Origin of the sequence: Lactococcus formosensis (genome assembly GCF_018403745.1) — a bacterium.
Classification (GTDB): domain Bacteria; phylum Bacillota; class Bacilli; order Lactobacillales; family Streptococcaceae; genus Lactococcus; species Lactococcus formosensis.
The window spans coordinates 230,670-249,222 of the sequence record NZ_BOVP01000003.1; the positions used below are offsets into that span (position 1 = coordinate 230,670).

Genomic DNA, 18,553 nt, shown 5'->3' on the forward strand with positions numbered 1-18,553 from the left:
ATTAGAAAATCCTGTCAATTATTTTAAGAAAAAACACAGAATTTTTCTGTGTGTAGGTTAAAATATTTGAAAAGCATTTAGTGACGACGATAGTCGACAATCTCAATATGTGGGGCAATCTTTTCACCATCGCCCATAATCTCAATCAAGTGATTAGCTGTAACACGGACACGCATATTTTCATCAAAATACATCATACCCCAAGCTTTACAGTAGAAATCACCTAAGGGTGAGCTGATTTTACCATCAAAAACTTTAGGGACTGCTCCTTTATTAACCGCAACAATACGGTAACGTGTAATGCCACAACAGCTACTTAGGAGTGTCTCACTACTTAAAGTATGATCAAAGTCTAAGACAAAGTCAGCAGGTTCATCTTCAATAAGCGCTAATAGACGCTGTGTAATAGTATCGTCAAATGTAATATTCATAAAATTATTGTACTACATAGTTATGAGGACATGCCTTAATTCAGCTTGAAAAAGAGGATATATATAGCGCCCAAATAATCAAACCATGACTAAAAAACACAAAAGACCATGAAGAAATTCGTCAACAGGCTTTTGTTTGTCCGCTTACTTACTCAGAACTACATTTTCAGGCTTTACAAAGCAGCATGAAAGCGATATAATGTTAGATGGAAATTTTTTTCATTATTATATTACTAGTAGGAGACCGATTTTAAATGACTAAGAAAAAAATCGTAGTCATCGGTGGTGGTGTTGCTGGGGTTCATGCAACACGTGAGCTTTCGAAAAAGCTTAAAGCGAATGCTGACATCACTTTGATTGACAAACACAGTTATCATACATCTATGACGCAACTTCATGAAGTTGCAGCAGGACGTGTGCCATTCACAACAGTTCAATATGACTTCCAAAAACTTTTGGGAAAACGTAAAAATGTGAGCCTTGTAACTGATGCTGTTGTCAGTCTTGATAAAGATAACAAGAAGGTTATCACTGAACAAGGAAGCTACGACTATGACTATGTTGTAGTTGCTCTTGGTGGTGAACCTAATGACTTTGGAGTACCTGGTGTTAAAGAACATGGTTTCACTCTTTGGTCACTCGAAGATGCTATGCGTATCAAACGTCAACTTGAAACTGTTGTTCAATATGGTTCAACAGAAGTTGATGATGAAAAACGCCGTGCACTTTTGACTATTTCTGTTGCAGGTTCAGGATTCACAGGTATTGAAATGGCTGGTGAATTGATTGACTGGCGTAAGAAAGTTTCAACAGATTGGAAAATTCCTGAGGAAGAAATCACAATCAACGTTGTTGAAATGATGCCAACAATCTTGAATACGTTAGATCGCAAACAAGCAGACCGTGCACATGCATATCTTGAAAAGAAAAATGTTAATGTGTTGACAAACCACGGTATCGTTGAAGTTGCAGAAGATCACATCAAAGTAAATGTTGGTGGACGAGACGAAGAAAAAGTTTCAAAAGAAATACCAACACACACATTGATTTGGACTACAGGTGTTCAAGGTAACACAGCAGCACAAACTAATCTTAACGAAACAGAACGTGGACACCGCCTCCAAGCTAACGAGTTTATGGAAGCTGTTGGCTTTGAAGATAAAGGTATTTATGTAGCTGGGGATGTATCCGGCTATATCGAACCAGATACAGGCCGTCCAACACCACAAATCGTTGAAGCAGCAGAGCAAACAGCTCACACAGCAGCTTCAAATATCATCGCTGATATTAACGGTGGCAGCAAACATAAACATGAAAGCAAATACCAAGGAACAATGGTTTCTATCGGATCAACTTGGGGTGTTGCTAAGGTCGGAAGCATGCGTTTGACAGGCTTCTGGGCAATGTTGATGAAAAACATCGTTTACTTTATCTACACATTGCAAATTCGTTCAGCACATTATTTCTGGCGTTATGCTTTGGATGAAGTATTCCGTACAAAAGATGACCGTAACTTTATGCGTGGTCACACTTCACGTTTAGGTAACGTACTCTGGGCTGTGCCACTTCGTATCTTCTATGGTCTCGTTTGGTTGACAGAAGCAATGAAGAAAATTGTTGGTGAAGGTCAACTCTTTAACCCTACAACTTGGTTTGGTAAAGGTTCTTGGTTTACAGATGATCTTAAATTCCCATTTGCTTGGTTGCAAGAAGTACCTAAACATGCAGATGCTGCTGCTGGCGCAACAGGTGAAGCTGCAACAAAAGCAGCAGATGCTGCTGCTGGTGCAACAGGCGCTGCTGCCAATGGTGGTGCAGAAGCTGCTCACAAAGCTACAGAATGGGGCCTCTCATACGCTTATGGTACAGATCCAATGCCAGTACTTGAAAAAGTACCACACTGGATGGAACCTATCTTTAAGTTCATGATTCCAAATCGTGATGTTGCATTGTTCATGCAAAAATTCATGTCTATCGTTGAAGTTTTACTTGCTCTTGCTATTATCTTTGGTCTCTTTACATGGATTGCATCAGCTGTAACTGCTGCATTGACAGTAATGTTCGCTCTTTCCGGTATGTTCTTCTGGGTAAACATTTGGTTTATTCCAGTAGCAATTGCCTTAATGAACGGTTCAGGACGTGCATTTGGATTAGATAAATGGGTTCAACCTTGGATTCAAAAAATACTTACTCAAGTATGGTATGGTAAATCTCGTTCAATTTATAAAGGACGTTAATTTTAAAAATAGCTCGTTAGAGCTATTTTTTATTCCTGAAATTGATTCTTGAGCACTTATCCGCTATAATATAGATTGTTCATGCTGTCTGAAAAGATAGACAGCTTATGGAGGATTAAACGTCAAGCAAGTTTAATTACTCTAAAATCAAAGAAACACTAGTGAAGGATATACCAACTACTTTATGACATTAAAAATTTTTTTAGAACTTGTTGAAATTAAAACCAAAATTGCCAGTATATTTCCTTATATTATTGGCTTACTTTTCAGTCTGAGTTATTTTAAAACATTTAACGCTGGCCTATCGTTTCTTTTTTTACTGGCTATGCTTATCTTCGATATGACAGTAACAGCGATTAACAATTACCAAGATTTTCAGAAAGCTAAAGATGAAATTTATCAAAAACAAGAAAATATTATCGGGAAAGCCAATCTACAGCCCCAGTTTGTCAGAAATTTGATAGTTTTCATGGTTGTTGTCAGCCTGGTTTTGGGTTTCCTTTTGGCTTATTTTACGGGCTGGCTCTTTTTGGTGTTGGGAGGCATCGTCTTCTTTATCGGCATTTTTTATACTTATGGTCCGATTCCTCTGTCTCGTATGCCATTGGGTGAAATCTTTTCCGGTGGAACGATGGGCTTTGGGATTTTTGCAATGGTGATTCTCATCAATAGTCCAGAAAATCCTATTTTTAAACTTGATCTCAACTTTGCGGCAAATTCTTTTACACTTTCGGGAGATATAATGGGAGCGGTAGCAATGGTTGTTGCAAGTTTACCGTTAGTCTTTACGATTGCAAATATTATGCTGGCTAACAACTTGCGTGATTTGGATACAGATATTAAAAACCATCGTTATACTTTAGTTTACTATATTGGACGTAAACAAGGTATTCAGCTTTTTCAACTGCTTATGTACAGTGCATATTTCTTCATTATTTTAGGTTTTTTTATTGGAATTTTTGAATGGCCAACATTATTGACTTTTCTTTCTTTTCCAATAATTCAGAAAAACTTAAAACAACATGCAGCAGAAGTTCCTGCGCCTCATAGCTTTGTTTATTCTCTAAAAAATATGGTTTTATTTAATAGCTCTTATGCTTTTTCTCTCCTTTTATCGCTTCTGTGGCAAGCAGTGGCAAAATAATTTAAAAAAGGTAGTTTCCTCTTGGGAACTACCTTTTAAACTGAATGCGAAAGGATATCTTTATTTAATCAACAACGTTATAATCGTATTTGTCTTCCTTAATTTCTTGCACTATACCTAGACCAGAAACCCAAACCAAGTGAACACCGATGAAAACGATGGCGAGTCCGACAGCAAAGTTCAAAAGCCAAGGCTGAATTATCCTCAGTGAGGTCAGTTTCATCCCAGCATAAGCAATGATATTGCCGAGCAAAAGAAACAAATTATATTTATTTTTAAACCAATTACATTTATTTTTCATATATTCCTCCTTCAGACCGTTTATATCCATAAAAAAGTATATCAAGAAAGAGTCCCCAAGCAAGAGCAATTAGATTTTTGTGGATAATATTTTTTGCTTCTTTGTTTATTTTTGTTATCTTTTTTTCACCTTGACTCATGATATACTTTCCTCATAAAAGAAAATGAATATACTTGAAATTCTTAAGTTAAAGCATCATATTCATCTCTTTTCTTTACTTTTGCCCTTCTCCTTCATTACCTTCCAAAGCCTATCTGTGATTACTTTGGCAGAAATAAAACTGCCAATACCACAAAAAGATACCCCTATGGCAATATTTAAAAATAAGCTTTCAAACATAAAAATGCACATTATCATTATGCCTAGAGAAGTAATGATGCTACCAATATAAAATAATATTTTTTGTTTTATCTCGTTATTCATCAGGCTAAAATATATCCATCCAATCGTCCATCGGCACGGTCAAGCCCCCAAGCGATGGCACCACCAATTGACGTTCCTGCAAGTGTAGCAGCAAATCTGATGCTAGCCATAAGTATACCTGTAACTCCTATGCCAACTCTTTTTAAAATTTGACCATTAACGACACGAGTAATTAAAGTACGGTGATTTCGGAGAATAGAATCTAAGGCAGCACGACTTCGAGCAGCAGCACCAATTCCAACAGCAATGAGCCCTACATCGATAACAGTAGCGATAAATCGACGCGAGTTCCACCAATTTCTTCCAAATCTCCGAAGAAGAGGATTATACCCTGTCATACTCAAATACTCATCCACGGCATTTGAAATTCTTTCTTCAGCCTCAGAAGTGAGTGTAGATGGTACATTTTCATCAACTTTCATATCATTAGCCTGTACGACTCCAACAACAGGCGGGCCAATAGCTGCAAAAAAAACTAAGCTTGCTACAAATACCATGATAAATTTTTTCCTTTCAATTCTATACTAGAGTTTTTCTAGCAGATTTTAGTTGTAACTGTCTTTAAAAAATTAAACTTATTTACCTCCATAAAAAAGGTATAGCAAGAAACAGCTCCCATAAAAAATCAATTAGATTTTTACGTATAATTGTTTTTCTCTCTTCTTTACTTAATTTTTTCTCTTTTTTCATATTCATTCTTTCTCATCAATAGAACAAACGGAAATTTCCCATTGTATAAATGGCTACTCCTGCTGTAACTCCAATTACTGCACCAAGCCAAAGGTTCCAAGTAGCAACTGTCGCAATTTTAGCTCCTAGAACAGAGTATGAATACACCCAGCTTCCTCGGGCTAAGGCTGCAATTTGTGCTGGTCCAAGTCCTACTTTTCTAAGAGCATCAGACATTCCTCTAGAACGAATTGCAAGACCTTGTAAATTACGAGCGAGTGTTCGTATATTGAACGCTCGAGGTTCTAGAAGAGGATTTTTTTCAACTTGTGCTAACATTTCTTTTTCCATACTTGATAAAAATTGTATGTCTTCTTTGCTTAATTCCGTTGGAATTTCTGATAAATTATTCAAATTTTTTTGAATGTTCTTTGTGTCATTAGCCTGCACCACCCCAACGACAGGTGACCCAACAGCTGTAAACAAAAGCAAACTTGCAATAAATGCCATGATAATTTTTTTCACTTTTTTGTTCATAAAGTTTTCCTTTCAATTCGATTCTAGAATTTTTCTAGTGGCTTATAGTTGCAACTGCCCTTAAAAACTTACTCTCCTTTCTAGAAAAGGCTTTCATATGTTTATAAAAAAGGGTATCAGTAAAAACTTAAATGAAACTTGTGGAGTTGCAATATTCGGTCTATTTAATGTGCCGAATTTGGCACACTTGACTAGAAAAACAAAAATTGCTTTGAAATCTTTTTGTGAAGATACTAAATCAGTAAAAAAACCAAAAGTCATCCTAACTTTCGGTTATACTAGGTCTTTGAATTAAGACAATGCGAATTTATTTTTTAGCTGCTGCAAGTTCACGCTCAAGAGCTAATCTTTGAACTTTCATTGTGGCTGTACGAGGTATCGCATCATAGTCCATAAGGAGCGGTTCATTTAGGAAAGGCATATCAATGATGGAAGACCACCAAGCTGTCCAGTCCATCTCCTTACCTTCAGCAAGCGCCAAAATAGGTTGGGGATGACCAGCAGCATCACGGATAATAATTACTTCGTCAAGGAAGTCATGTTGGTCGAGGAGGAGATCCTCAATGGCTAAGTTTGACTCCACCTTATCGATGAGGTCAACTTGACGATCATAGAGGAAGAGTATACCGTCTTCATCCATAATTCCCCAGTCACCTGTATCCCACCAGTCGCCATAAACTTCTTCAGCAAAACGATCGTCTTCTTTATAATAAGTGAGTGCACGTCCTTTAGAGAGAAAATGAATATGACCAGGTGTACCTGCAGGGACAACATTTCCGTCAGCATCAGTTACACGCGCTTGGGAGAGACCGGGCATACCGATTCCCATTTCGCGTGCATTTGTAGCAGGTAAAGTGCTCAGACGATGTTTTTTCCAGATCATTGGTCCACATTCGGACTGACCGTAGATTTGTAAGAAAACAGGGTTTTCCTCTTTAGAAGCAGCAAGGAAAGTATGCATCGTATCTTTGTTAATCGCATCAAAAGTTGAGTGGAGATAACGAATAGAAGCAAAGGCAGCGGGTGTTTCTTTCACGACATTTGCCAAACGGACAAAATGGTTTGGATGTGTTTCAAAAGCTGTAGGACGGTATTTCTCAAACATGCTGAGAACTGTATCTTTTTCTAAATTGGAAAGTGGCATAAGGTTGAAACCAAAAGTCATGGCTGATGATATACCAATGTTAAAGCGGGAATGAACAGGTGAAATATGGAAGGCTAGCAGAGAAGATTTGTCTGGCATCCAATCCATAACGGTACGTTGTAAGACCCAACGCCATCCCATAGAATTAGCAGAGTGCGCAATCAGTTTCGGAACCCCAGTAGTACCTGATGTATGTGTGAGATAAGCAATCTCATCAGTATCTAATTGTTGATTGATAACCTCAGGACTATTGCTAATTAAAGCAAAGTCAGAAACGAAAAGTTTACGGTCTTCTTTAACGTTTGTCAACTCATGAACGACAGGAGCTGTGTCTTCATCAAAAATTAGCCAAGGATTTTCAAGACGTGCGGCTAAGGTATCGATTACCGGTGTAGAAAAGTGATGGGAAATCATTGCAGGCACAGCACCCAGATAGGACACAGCAACGGCAAGAAGATAAGTGTCAAAAGCACTTGATTTAAAAATAATGACCTTGTCTTCTTTTTTTATTCCCAAGGCTGACAAATTATAAGCTTTTTGCAAGACTGCTTCGTGAACGCTTTGATAATTTGTTTCAAGCTCTAATTCCGGGAAAGCGTTTAACTTTTTATCGAAAATAAAACGACTTTTGGGGAACTTTTCAGCAGATTCTTTGAAATTTACATAAAGATTCAGAGGTTTGTGATTGAATTTCATTGAAATCTCTCTTTCTATTTTTCTAAAGTTTATTATATCACAAACTATCGGCGAGAATTGAGAAAAAAATGTCCTTTTTGCATTTTTAATCATTAAAGAATAGTCTGAAAAGTCCACGTAAAATGGGAAAATTAGCAAACTTATCTTTTTGCTACAGCCCCAGTTTTATATAGATATGAAAGCGTATTAGTGTTATAATGATTTTAAGAATAAATTGTTTCGTTGGAATATAAAAAATTCGAACGAAAAGCTTTGCTGAGCAAAGTTGCGGAGGAAATATGGAAAATTTACGTTACAAAAGTGTATTTGACATTATTGGTCCTGTAATGGTTGGTCCCAGTAGTTCTCACACTGCCGGTGCTGCCCGTATAGGTAAGATTATTCGTTCAATTTTTGGAGAATTACCCGAGAAGGTGGAGATTCATTTGTACGAAAGCTTTGCTAAAACTTACCGTGGACATGGAACAGATGTCGCTTTGGTTGCTGGTGTTTTAGGAATGGATCCAGATGATCCTCGCTTACGTGATGCACCACGTATTGCTCACGAAGAAGGTATGGAAGTGACCTATGTTCCACATCCAGAAGATAAGGCAGATCACCCTAATACAGCACGTTTGATTTTGAAAAAGGGCGACCGTGACATGAGCGTCACAGGGATTTCTATTGGCGGCGGATTGATTCAAGTGACCGAACTCAATGGTTTCGACATTTCTATCTCAGCAGGGATGCCAACCTTTGTAATTGTCCATCAAGATGCACCAGGTATCTTGGCGCGTCTTGGAGCTATTTTTGAAAAGCATGATATTAACGTGGCACAAATGAATTTGACGCGTGAAGCTAAAGGTGAAAAAGCAATCATGATTATGGAAGTAGACAGTTTCGATGTCGAAGAAGCTTTTGAGGAAATGAAACACATTCCGAAACTTTCTGCTGTAAATTTCTTTAAATAAGGGGTAATTATGTTTTCAAATGTACAAGAACTGCTTGAAGATGCAAAAGCATATCCATCAATTGCTGAATTGATGATTGCAGAAGAAATAGAACAAACAGGAGCAAGTCGTGAACAAATCATTGAGATGATGGAGCACAACTTAGCAACGATGATGTCATCGATTGAGGAAGGACTACTTGGCAATAAGTCAACAACAGGTCTTACAGGTGGTGATGCCAAGAAAATGGATGAATACATTAAATCAGGAAAAGCGATATCAGGTGATGTTATTTTAGGTGCAGCGCGTGATGGCGTAGCTGTAAACGAAGTGAATGCTCAGATGGGACTCATCTGTGCGACACCGACAGCTGGGTCAGCTGGATGTCTACCTGGTGTGCTCTCTGCAGCAACGAAAAAGCTAGGTCTTACGCACGAGCAACAAGTAGAATTTATCTTTACAGCTGGTGCTTTTGGTTTAGCAATTGCTAACAATGCAACAATTGCTGGTGCCGAAGGAGGATGTCAAGCAGAGGTGGGTTCGGCATCGGCCATGTCCGCAGCAGCTTTGGTCATCATGGCCGGAGGTACAGGAGAGCAAGCTGGAATGGCTTTAGCCTTGACGCTCCAAAATATGTTGGGCTTGATTTGCGATCCAGTTGCAGGATTAGTAGAAATCCCTTGTGTTCACCGTAACGCTATGGGGGCTTCTCAAGCGATGATTTCTGCCGATATGGCTTTAGCTGGTGTAAAAACAGTTATACCAGTAGATGAAGTTATTACATGTATGTACAATGTAGGGCGCTCCTTACCTTCTGCTCATCGTGAAACTGGCGAAGGTGGACTTGCTGCTACACCAACAGGACGTGAAATTATGGAACGTATCTTTGGTGATGAAAAATAATAATATTGAAAATAAAAGACCCTTTTTGAAAGTCTATACTTGCCTTAAAGGGTTTTTTTATTTATAATACAGAGTTGTGACTTGACATTTATAGTTTACAGTTGTAAACTATAGTTGTAGTAAAAATAAAGTAAGGAGCGCCAATGAACGAAACAGAATTTAATATATCAAATGCAGAATTGATTGTTATGCGTGTTATATGGTCGCTCGGCGAAGCACGAGTTGATGAGATTTCTTGTCAAATTTCGCCCGATTTGGATTGGTCTCTAGCAACAGTTAAAACTTTGCTGGGGCGCCTCGTGAAAAAGGGAATGCTAAGTACTGAAAAAGAAGGTCGTAAGTTTGTTTATCGCCCTTTAATGGCAGAATGTACAGCTATTCAAATGATGGGACAGTCTTTACTTGAAAAAGTTTGTGAAACAAAACAAGTGAAGCTCTTAGCCGATATGATCGCCTTGTCAAACTTGACTTCAGAAGATGTAGCAAGTTTGCAAGAAGCGTTAAAAAATAAAGAAACAATTCAAGAAACAACTTGTACTTGTTTAGAAAATTTTAATTCTTGCAGCTGCCAACACGTCAGCTAATAGGGAGGAGAAAGAATGGAAAAAGAAAAATTCGTAATCAAAGGTATGACTTGTGATCACTGTGCAATGCATGTGACTTCAGCTCTTGAAGGTCTTGCTGGAGTAAAATCAGCAAAAGTCTCTTTAAAAAAGAATGAAGCACTTGTGAAATTCGATGCAGAGACAACGGCAGTAGAAGATTTAGCAATGGCTGTTAAAGAAGCCGGCTACGAATTAGTAAAATAAGTATGCTGTCCTTAGGGGCAGTTTTCTATGGGATGTATTGTTTACATTTGTAAATTTAATGAAGGAGTAGAAAATGAGAAGTCAAAACTTTGTCATCACGGGTATGACCTGTGCAAACTGTGTGAATACCGTATCCAAAGCATTGAATAACTCGAATAAAATCCAAGAAGCAACAGTCAACTTGGCAACCGAAAAAGCAAAAGTCATTTTTGATGATAACATTAGTGATCAAGACGTGATCAATATAGTAGAAAAGGCAGGCTATGGTGCTATTGTAAATGATAAAGCACATCAAGAAAAAATTGCAGCCCAAGCACAAAGAAGGAACCGTAATTTACGTTTGTCATTGATCGTGTCAGTAATTTTGACACTACCTTTAGTGCTTGCCATGTTTGAGAGTTTGTTGGGTACACATTATTTGATGTTTCTACACAATCCTGTTTTACAACTTATTCTCGCAACGCCTGTTCAGTTTATTATCGGTTGGCGCTTTTATGTTGGCGCTTATCATGCATTGAAAAATGGAAATGCAAATATGGATGTTCTAGTAGCACTGGGAACTAGCGTTGCTTATTTTTCAAGTTTAATTTTAGCGGTATTTTTAGGTCAAGTGAATGCTTTGAATTTTGAATCAGCTATGGTAATTATTACCTTGGTTGTTTTAGGAAAAGTACTAGAGCACAATGCCAAGGAAAAAACAACTCAAGCAATCACAAGTTTGATGAGCAGCAGAGTTAAAGTGGTGCATACAGAAAAAGGTGATCGCCCGCTTGAAGAAGTCCAAATCGGAGATGTTATTCAAATATACCCTGGCGAGAAAGTACCTTTGGATGCGATGATTCTTAAGGGCAAAGCCTCTTTTGACGAAAGTCATTTGACTGGCGAATCTCTACCTGTAGTTAAGGGGGATGATGATACGCTATTTGAAGGGGCTGTAAATTTAGACGGATCGATTAGAGCTGTTGTTGTTCGAGATGTTAATGATTCAACCATATCTAGGATGGTTGAAATGATGGAAGAAGCGCAAGCTTCAAAACCTGATATTCAAAAATTCGCGGATAAAATATCAAATGTCTTTGTTCCGATTGTTTTGATCATTTCACTTGTAACTTTTGTTGCAACGTGGGTCTTTACAGGGACATTATTGACTGCCATTATGCATGCTGTGGCAACATTAGTTATTGCTTGCCCATGTGCGCTTGGTTTAGCGACACCAACCGCAATTATTTCAGGAACAGGGCTTGCTGCTAAGAATGGCTTGCTGTTGAAAAATGCCAATGCTTTAGAGTTGACGAATAGCGTAAAAACTGTGTTCTTTGATAAGACTGGTACGATTACGACAGGAGAATTTGAGTTGTCTCAGTTTGATGGGAGTGATGAAGCATTTAAAATTTTGGCAAGTTTAGAAAGTCACTCGCACCATCCGTTAGCTCAAGCTGTAAAAACTGAGGGAATCTACAGCGTAGAAAATCTTAAAGAAATTGCTGGTCGTGGACTTGCGGGAGAAATAAATGGCCGTCAGTATTATGCAGGAAATGCAAAACTTATGGAAGAGCACGGGTACAGTGTCACATCAAGCACAGATACTGTTATTTATCTTGCAGATGATGTAAGCCATATAGCTACAGCAACTTTTAAATCTTCTATTAAGCAAGAAAGTGTGGAGACCGTAGCTGAATTGAAAAAAGCTGGCATTAAAACCGTTATGTTAACAGGAGACAATGAAGACTCTGCTAAAAAAATCCAAGAAATTGTCAATTTGGATGAAGTTAAGAGTAATCTTTCGCCAGAAGATAAGGCTAACATCGTTCAAGAAACACCCTATTCCATTATGGTAGGCGATGGAATCAACGATGCTATTGCATTAGCAAGTAGTACTGTTGGTGTTGCCATGGCTACAGGATCAGATATTGCGATGGAAGCAGGTGATGTGACGATTATGGGTGGAAAAATCCATAAATTACTCGACTTGTTTAAAATCTCACAGAAAACCTTAAGAAAAATCAAGCAAAATTATTTTTGGGCTTTCATCTACAACATTATTGGTATTCCATTGGCTGCATTTGGTTTCTTGAATCCGATGATTGCCGCTGCCGCAATGAGTTTGTCTAGTGTTTCTGTAATTTTGAATTCCTTACTTTTGACGAAGACAAAAATTTGAAGTAGACTAAAAATAAAAGAAAAAAATTCACTTTTATTCGTGAATTTTTTTAGTATTAAACGTATAATAGGAAAAGATGAATTTAGAAGCAAAACTCAAGGAAATATTTGGCTATGAAAGTTTCCGTCAAGGTCAAAAACAAATCATAGAGCAAGTTCTACAGGGAAAAGATACTCTGGGGATATTGCCGACTGGTGCAGGAAAATCCATTTGCTATCAATTACCTGCCCTTTTACAAGAAGGGGTCACTCTTGTGGTCTCACCTTTAATTTCCCTGATGAAGGATCAGGTGGATCAGCTAAATATTGCAAATATACCAGCTACTTTTATTAATTCGACAGTAGATGAGCAAGAAGCTTATTTCCGAATGCAACAGATCGAAAATGGCGAGGTGAAAATCTTATTTGTCGCACCTGAGCGTTTTGAACTAGAATTTTTTAACTATTTTTTGCAACACCTTCCTATTGATTTAGTTGCAATTGATGAAGCACACTGTATCTCCCAATGGGGACATGATTTTAGACCTTCCTATGTTACTTTTGCCAAGCGTTTGGCTGATTTGCCTACTACGCCAACGCTCTTAGCACTAACAGCTACAGCTACACCCCGAGTATCTGCAGATATTCAAGATTTATTGCACATAGCTACAGATAATACTGTTAAAACAGGTTTTTTACGCGAAAACTTAAGGTTTGAAGTAGTTAAAGGAAAAGATAAACGTGACTTTTTAAAGTCCTACTTAAAAGAACATACTGACGAATCAGGCATTATCTATGCTAACACACGTAAAGAAGTAGAAGAAGTTACGGAATGGTTAAACCGAAATAATTTTCCTGCTAAACGTTATCATGCCGGTTTATCTGAGGGAGAGCGCCAAAAAAACCAAGAAGATTTTCTTTATGATGAAGTTCCTATTATGGTGGCAACCAATGCTTTTGGAATGGGAATAAATAAGAGCAATGTTCGCTTTGTGATTCATTATGGGATGCCCGCCACTATTGAAGCCTACTATCAAGAAGCAGGTCGTGCAGGACGAGATGGACTTGATTCGGATGCTATCTTATTATTTTCGCCCAATGATGTTCGTCTCAGAAACTTCTTGATCGAGCAAGGCGAAGGGAGTGAGCAACATAAGGAGCAAGAATACGAAAAACTAAGGCAGATGCAAGCTTATACAAGCTCCGAAACTTGTCTGCAAGGCTATATTTTGCAGTACTTTGGAGATGCTGGGGAAGACTGCCGTAAATGCTCGAACTGTTTAGATGACCGGGAACGTACAGATGTTACGCTTGATGCTCAAAAAGTTATGTCCTGTGTTATTCGGATGGAACAACGTTTCGGGAAAACAGCAGTCGCACAAGTTTTAGTAGGCTCTAAAAATAAAAATTTAGCACGTTGGAATTTTGAAAAACTCTCAACTTTTGGCATAATGAAGGGATATTCGCAAAAAGCAGTTGGAGAACTGATTGACTTTTTAGCGGGTGAAGGTTATCTAACTGTTTCTGCGGGTAAGTTTCCCTTGCTTGGAGTTTCTGAGCGTGGGATAGCTGTTCTACAAGGAAGAGAAAAGGTTTGGCGACGTGCACCTTTAAGTGCTGATAAACAAAACATTTCACATAGTGTGGCGTTTAATTTGGAGTTATTTGAAGAATTACGGACATTACGACTTGATATTGCCAAGTCAGAAGGTGTTCCTCCTTTCATGATATTTTCCGATGCTTCATTGAAAGATATGACAAGAGTTATGCCTTTAGACGAAGAGAGATTTTTAGAAGTTTCTGGTGTAGGTCAAGTCAAGTTGAAAAAGTATGGACAGGTGTTCCTAAAGGCTCTCAATGCCTATAATAAAGAATGAAATAAAAGTAGAGAAGCATTGGATATTCTCTATTTTTATTTATGCCTTGACAAATGTAAGCGTTTAATTTAAAATATAAACAACTAGTATATACTAGATTGTATATAAAATAAAAAGGAGTATTTATGTGGGGAATCATTGCAACGTGGCGAATGGCTCATGATGGAGTCTGCAAAGCTGAAGAGCTTTTGAAAAAAGGAGGGGACGCCGGAGAAGCATTAGAACAAGCGATAAAAGCGGTTGAAGATTATCCTTATTATAAATCCGTCGGGTATGGGGGACTACCAAATGAAGCAGGAATTTTAGAGATGGACGCTGCTTATATGGATGGAGACAGCTTTAAAATTGGTGCAGTCGCAGGCATAACTGATATTGCTAATCCCATAGCAGTAGCAAAAGCCTTATCTGAGGAAAAATTCAATAGTATGCGCGTTGGTCCAGGCGCAAGACAATATGCTATTGAAGCAGGCTTTGAGGAGAAAAAAATGTTAACAGAACGCGCCAAAAAAATATGGGAGAGACGTTTAGAAGATATGAAACGGACAGGTCTTTCGGCTTATGATGGACATGATACGGTGGGAATGGTTGCGTTAGACAGTAGTAGGAAAATGGTTGCAGGAACTTCAAGTTCTGGTCTCTTCATGAAAAAATCTGGCAGGGTTGGTGATTCTCCACTCTCAGGTTCCGGCTTTTATGTGGATAGTCAGGTTGGAGGAGCCACAGCAACAGGACTTGGTGAAGATTTGATGAAAGGAATTTTATCCTATGAAATCGTTCGGCTCATGTCTGAGGGCTATACACCACAAGAAGCTTGTGATCAGGCGGTATATTCTTTTGAAGATAAATTGAAAGAAAGATACGGTAAAGCAGGAGCTTTTTCACTTGTTGCACTGGATAAAGAAGGCAACTGGGGCGTTGCGACTAATGTAGAATTTACTTTTAGCGTAGCTACTCACAAACAGGATCCAAAAATCTTTATCGCATATCCAGAAGTAAATCATAAAACAAAAATCGAACCCATTAGCCAAGAATGGTTAGATGCTTATGAAGCAAGAATTAAAGCACCTATTGAATAGATAGAAGGAGAAATTGATGTTTTCAAAGCTTGAAAAAATTATGTTGCCCCTGGCTGAAAAAATAGGACGTAACAAGTATCTTATTGCAATAAGAAATGGTTTTCTCGTTTCAACACCACTATTGATTGCGGGATCTTTCTTTTTACTTTTAGCAAATTTCCCTATTCCTCAATGGATTAATTTTTTGGAAACGACGGTCATTAACAGTAAAACAGGGACGACCTTAGCTGAAATGATTACCAAACCTGCTGATGCGACCTTTACGATTATGGCTGTATTTGCAGTTGTGGGGATAGGATATTCTTTTGCAAAAGAAATTAAGGCCAATCCTATTTTTGGAGCGGCAGTTACCTTAATGTCGTGGTTTCTTTTGATGCCATACTCTGTCACCGGAGAAGTGACAGTTGAGGGAATGGCAAATCCTGTATCAGCTACCTTAACAGCTCTCCCGCTTTCTTGGGTTGGTGCAAAAGGGATTTTTATCGGGATTATCTGCGCATTTGTTTCTGTCAATCTTTATCAATTTGCTGTCAACAAAAAATGGGTAATCAAAATGCCAGAAGGTGTACCACCAATGGTTGAAGATTCCTTCGCTGCTTTGATTCCAGGTGCTTTTGTCATGCTAATATTTTTTGCACTGAACTTGGTATTGAATGTTTTTGGTACAAATGCTTTTGACCTAGTCTTTAACTTTTTACAAATCCCACTGCTTCATCTCGGAGATACAGTATGGGCAATGATTATTGCTTATATCTTTCTTCATGTTTTCTGGTTTTTCGGCGTCAACGGAAGTTCAGTCGTGGGTGCGGTATTTAATCCAATCCTTTTGACCCTCTCTCTCGAAAATGTAGAGTACTTTAAAAATGGTACCGGAGCACCTCATATTGTAAATGCTCAATTTCAAGACTTATTTGCAACCTTTGGAGGTGCTGGATCAACACTTTCTTTATTAATTGCAATGTTAATTGTTTGCCGTTCAAAACGAATTAAGGAGTTAGGTAAGCTTGCTTTGGTTCCAGGCATATTTGGGATAAATGAGCCGATTATTTTTGGTCTTCCTATTGTACTTAATCCTCTCATTTTTATTCCTTTTGTCTTAGTACCAACCTTTAATATTATTGTTTCTTATATTATGATGAACCTTCATCTTGTGCCTATCACCAACGGTGTTTTGATTCCGTGGACTACGCCCATTATTATTTCAGGTTTCTTAGCAACAAACTGGGCCGGTGCGCTTTTACAGCTCGTTTTGCTTATTATAGGTGTATTCATCTACATTCCGTTTATCAAAATTATGGATGTACAATACATGAATGAAGAGCGCCAAGCTGCTGACGCAGAATTAGAAGCTATTACAGAAGAAATGTTGAGTTTTGATAACCTATAGGAGGAAAAAATGAGACTTGTAATGATTTTGAATCAAATTCAAGCAGGAATGGGAACAAAGGATGATGTACACGTTCCGCTAACTGCTACAAAAGAAGTGATTGGACCAGGAGTGACTTTGAAGCCATTGCTTGCTGAGCATGAACAAAATTTGTTAGTTACGATTTACATGGGAGAACAAACCTACAGAGAAGCACCAGATGTTGTTCAAAGAAAGATAAAAGGAATGTTACAACGGCTTAATATTGAGGGGGTGGTTTGTGGCCCTTCCTTTAATTACCCTGAGTTTTCTAAAATGTCATTGGAGCTTGCACAAGATATACAAGAAAATACATCTCTCAAAGTAGTCTGTGCCATGTCAGAAGAGAATGGGGCTTTAATTTCGGATTACAAAGAAGCGATTGATATTGTAAAAATGCCTAAAAAGGGTGGCGTCGGGCTTAATGAATCTTATAAGGCAATTTGTAAAGTGCTACAGGCAAAAGAAAACAATAAGTCACGTGAAGCATATAAACAGTTCGTTTTTTAAACAGGAAAGCATCCTAGAGAGGTAAAAAATGTATAGGACAGAAATTGAACAAAATTGGGGGAAGTATGTTGCTCTTTTAAAAGAAGCAATCGCAATTCCCAGTGTCAAAGGGAAAGCGGAAACTGGAGCTCCGTTTGGAGTTGAAGCACGTCAAGTTTTAGATTATGTAACGGGAAGAGCCAAAGACTATGGTTTAAAAACTCGAATTATTAATGATGCAATGGGCTATGCTCAATTAGGGGAAGGTGAGGATTATATTGGAATAGTTGGACATCTTGATGTGGTCGCTGCGGATGGCCCAGGCTGGTTATCGTCTCCCTTTAAGCTAGATAAGCGTGAAGGCTATTTCTATGGGCGGGGTGTTTTAGACAATAAGGGACCAATTCTGTCCTGTCTATTTGCTTTGAAGTTATTAAAGGAAAGAAATTTTAATCCTCGTATCCCGGTTCGCATTATTTTTGGGACTGATGAAGAAAGCGGATCAGCGGATGTGCCTCTTTATTTGTCAGAAGAAAAGGCACCAATTTTTGGTTTTACACCGGATTGCAAATTTCCGGTAGTTTATGGGGAGCGAGGTGTTGTTGTCCTTGAGTTGACGACAAGATTTGCTCACGGTGTTTTGGATTCATTGGGGGATTTTCATGGTGCAATGGCTAAAGACTTTGTTCCTGATGATATCCAGCTTTCTGGTGGAAATCAAAACTACAGTGCTAAGGGATTGCGGACACCAAGCAACGCGCCAGAATTAGGGAAAAATGCAATTACAGCATTGGCAGGCTTACTTCAAAATAATTTAGAAAATAAGGAGCTGAGGCAATATTTCTCATGGCTCACTCATAGTTTTCACGAAAAACATTTTGGTCAAGGAGTAGGTATTGACTTTTCAGATCAAGAGAGTGGCCGTTTAATACTTACGCCATACAAAATCAAAAGAGAAAACAATCTTATTCATCTGTCACTTAGCATTCGTTATCCGGTAACTGTGACAGAGGAGCAGGTTATGAATGGCCTAAGCGAGAATCTTTACGAAGGTACAAGCATTAAAATTACTCGCAGTCTGCCAGGAACCTATGTTGATAAGACGAAGCAAGAAATACAAGATTTATCGAGTATTTATGAAGAAGTGACAGGATTAAACGGTCAACCTGTCACAACTACAGGAGCAACTTATGCGCGGTCAATGCCTAATATTGTAGCTTTTGGCCCGTCTTTTCCGGGGGAAAAAGGCATTGCCCATAAGGAAAATGAATATATAAAGATTGAACATTTAAAACAAATGATAGAAATTTACATGAAAAGTATTGAAAGGCTCTGCCAATAAGA

General features: G+C 38.3%; 19 protein-coding genes. 12 read left to right on the forward strand and 7 right to left on the reverse strand.

Annotated features, from left to right (window positions below; translation table 11 throughout):
• Positions 1–77: 77 nt before the first annotated feature.
• Positions 78–431 carry an iron-sulfur cluster biosynthesis family protein gene (locus KJS37_RS04540; RefSeq protein WP_213496065.1) on the reverse strand — a complete coding sequence of 118 codons (354 nt, stop codon included), beginning with the start codon at positions 429–431 and terminating at the stop codon, positions 78–80.
• A 254-nt stretch (positions 432–685) separates the two neighbouring features.
• On the opposite strand from KJS37_RS04540, the gene KJS37_RS04545 reads away from it, so the two are divergent.
• Both KJS37_RS04545 and menA read left to right on the forward strand, forming a co-directional pair.
• Complete coding sequence (locus tag KJS37_RS04545; RefSeq protein WP_165711524.1) at positions 686–2,668, forward strand: FAD-dependent oxidoreductase; 1,983 nt, start codon at positions 686–688, stop codon at positions 2,666–2,668.
• 184 nt (positions 2,669–2,852) lie between these two features.
• Positions 2,853–3,812, forward strand: coding sequence for a 1,4-dihydroxy-2-naphthoate polyprenyltransferase (menA, locus tag KJS37_RS04550; protein ID WP_213496067.1), 960 nt, complete (start codon positions 2,853–2,855; stop codon positions 3,810–3,812).
• A 64-nt stretch (positions 3,813–3,876) separates the two neighbouring features.
• On the opposite strand, the gene KJS37_RS04555 is transcribed toward menA, so the two are convergent.
• The 6 genes from KJS37_RS04555 to KJS37_RS04580 form a co-directional block, all read right to left on the reverse strand.
• Entirely contained in the window at positions 3,877–4,113 is a 237-nt protein-coding gene (locus tag KJS37_RS04555; protein WP_096369322.1) for a hypothetical protein, read from the reverse strand.
• Positions 4,103–4,252, reverse strand: a complete 150-nt coding sequence (locus tag KJS37_RS04560; protein WP_213496069.1) for a hypothetical protein — start codon at positions 4,250–4,252, stop codon at positions 4,103–4,105. Before KJS37_RS04560 ends, KJS37_RS04555 begins: the two co-directional genes overlap by 11 nt.
• 62 nt (positions 4,253–4,314) lie before the next feature.
• Entirely contained in the window at positions 4,315–4,536 is a 222-nt protein-coding gene (locus tag KJS37_RS04565) for a hypothetical protein (protein WP_213496072.1), read from the reverse strand.
• On the reverse strand, positions 4,536–5,033 hold the full coding sequence (locus KJS37_RS04570; RefSeq protein WP_244851343.1) for a hypothetical protein: 498 nt from the start codon (positions 5,031–5,033) through the stop codon (positions 4,536–4,538). Before KJS37_RS04570 ends, KJS37_RS04565 begins: the two co-directional genes overlap by 1 nt.
• Positions 5,034–5,241: 208 nt before the next feature.
• A complete protein-coding gene (locus KJS37_RS04575) occupies positions 5,242–5,742 on the reverse strand; it encodes a hypothetical protein (RefSeq protein WP_213496074.1) in 501 nt (166 codons plus the stop codon).
• 307 nt (positions 5,743–6,049) lie between these two features.
• Positions 6,050–7,582 carry a class I adenylate-forming enzyme family protein gene (locus KJS37_RS04580; RefSeq protein WP_213496076.1) on the reverse strand — a complete coding sequence of 511 codons (1,533 nt, stop codon included), beginning with the start codon at positions 7,580–7,582 and terminating at the stop codon, positions 6,050–6,052.
• 278 nt (positions 7,583–7,860) lie between these two features.
• Here KJS37_RS04580 and sdaAB point away from each other — a divergent pair, with 278 nt between their 5' ends.
• The 10 genes from sdaAB to KJS37_RS04630 all read left to right on the forward strand — a co-directional run bounded on the left by sdaAB (position 7,861) and on the right by KJS37_RS04630 (position 18,551).
• Positions 7,861–8,532 carry an L-serine ammonia-lyase, iron-sulfur-dependent subunit beta gene (gene sdaAB / locus KJS37_RS04585; protein ID WP_004256246.1) on the forward strand — a complete coding sequence of 224 codons (672 nt, stop codon included), beginning with the start codon at positions 7,861–7,863 and terminating at the stop codon, positions 8,530–8,532.
• Between the two features lie 9 nt (positions 8,533–8,541).
• Positions 8,542–9,414: an L-serine ammonia-lyase, iron-sulfur-dependent, subunit alpha gene (gene sdaAA / locus KJS37_RS04590; protein ID WP_165711521.1), complete on the forward strand. Its 873-nt coding sequence runs from the start codon at positions 8,542–8,544 to the stop codon at positions 9,412–9,414.
• Positions 9,415–9,557: 143 nt separating this feature from the next.
• Entirely contained in the window at positions 9,558–9,998 is a 441-nt protein-coding gene (locus KJS37_RS04595; RefSeq protein WP_017369199.1) for a CopY/TcrY family copper transport repressor, read from the forward strand.
• A 15-nt stretch (positions 9,999–10,013) separates the two neighbouring features.
• Positions 10,014–10,223, forward strand: a complete 210-nt coding sequence (locus KJS37_RS04600) for a heavy-metal-associated domain-containing protein (RefSeq protein WP_017369198.1) — start codon at positions 10,014–10,016, stop codon at positions 10,221–10,223.
• Positions 10,224–10,296: 73 nt separating this feature from the next.
• Entirely contained in the window at positions 10,297–12,384 is a 2,088-nt protein-coding gene (locus tag KJS37_RS04605; RefSeq protein WP_213496078.1) for a heavy metal translocating P-type ATPase, read from the forward strand.
• A gap of 76 nt (positions 12,385–12,460) precedes the next feature.
• The gene (recQ, locus tag KJS37_RS04610; RefSeq protein WP_213496080.1) at positions 12,461–14,239 is read left to right on the forward strand and encodes a DNA helicase RecQ; all 1,779 of its coding nucleotides are present in this window, start codon (positions 12,461–12,463) and stop codon (positions 14,237–14,239) included.
• Between the two features lie 125 nt (positions 14,240–14,364).
• On the forward strand, positions 14,365–15,315 hold the full coding sequence (locus KJS37_RS04615) for a glycosylasparaginase (protein WP_213496082.1): 951 nt from the start codon (positions 14,365–14,367) through the stop codon (positions 15,313–15,315).
• 16 nt (positions 15,316–15,331) lie between these two features.
• Entirely contained in the window at positions 15,332–16,702 is a 1,371-nt protein-coding gene (locus KJS37_RS04620; protein WP_035001163.1) for a PTS sugar transporter subunit IIC, read from the forward strand.
• Positions 16,703–16,711: 9 nt separating this feature from the next.
• On the forward strand, positions 16,712–17,230 hold the full coding sequence (locus KJS37_RS04625; protein WP_046400981.1) for a GrdB-related putative oxidoreductase: 519 nt from the start codon (positions 16,712–16,714) through the stop codon (positions 17,228–17,230).
• Positions 17,231–17,258: 28 nt separating this feature from the next.
• A complete protein-coding gene (locus KJS37_RS04630) occupies positions 17,259–18,551 on the forward strand; it encodes a Sapep family Mn(2+)-dependent dipeptidase (RefSeq protein WP_213496084.1) in 1,293 nt (430 codons plus the stop codon).
• Positions 18,552–18,553: the final 2 nt, after the last annotated feature.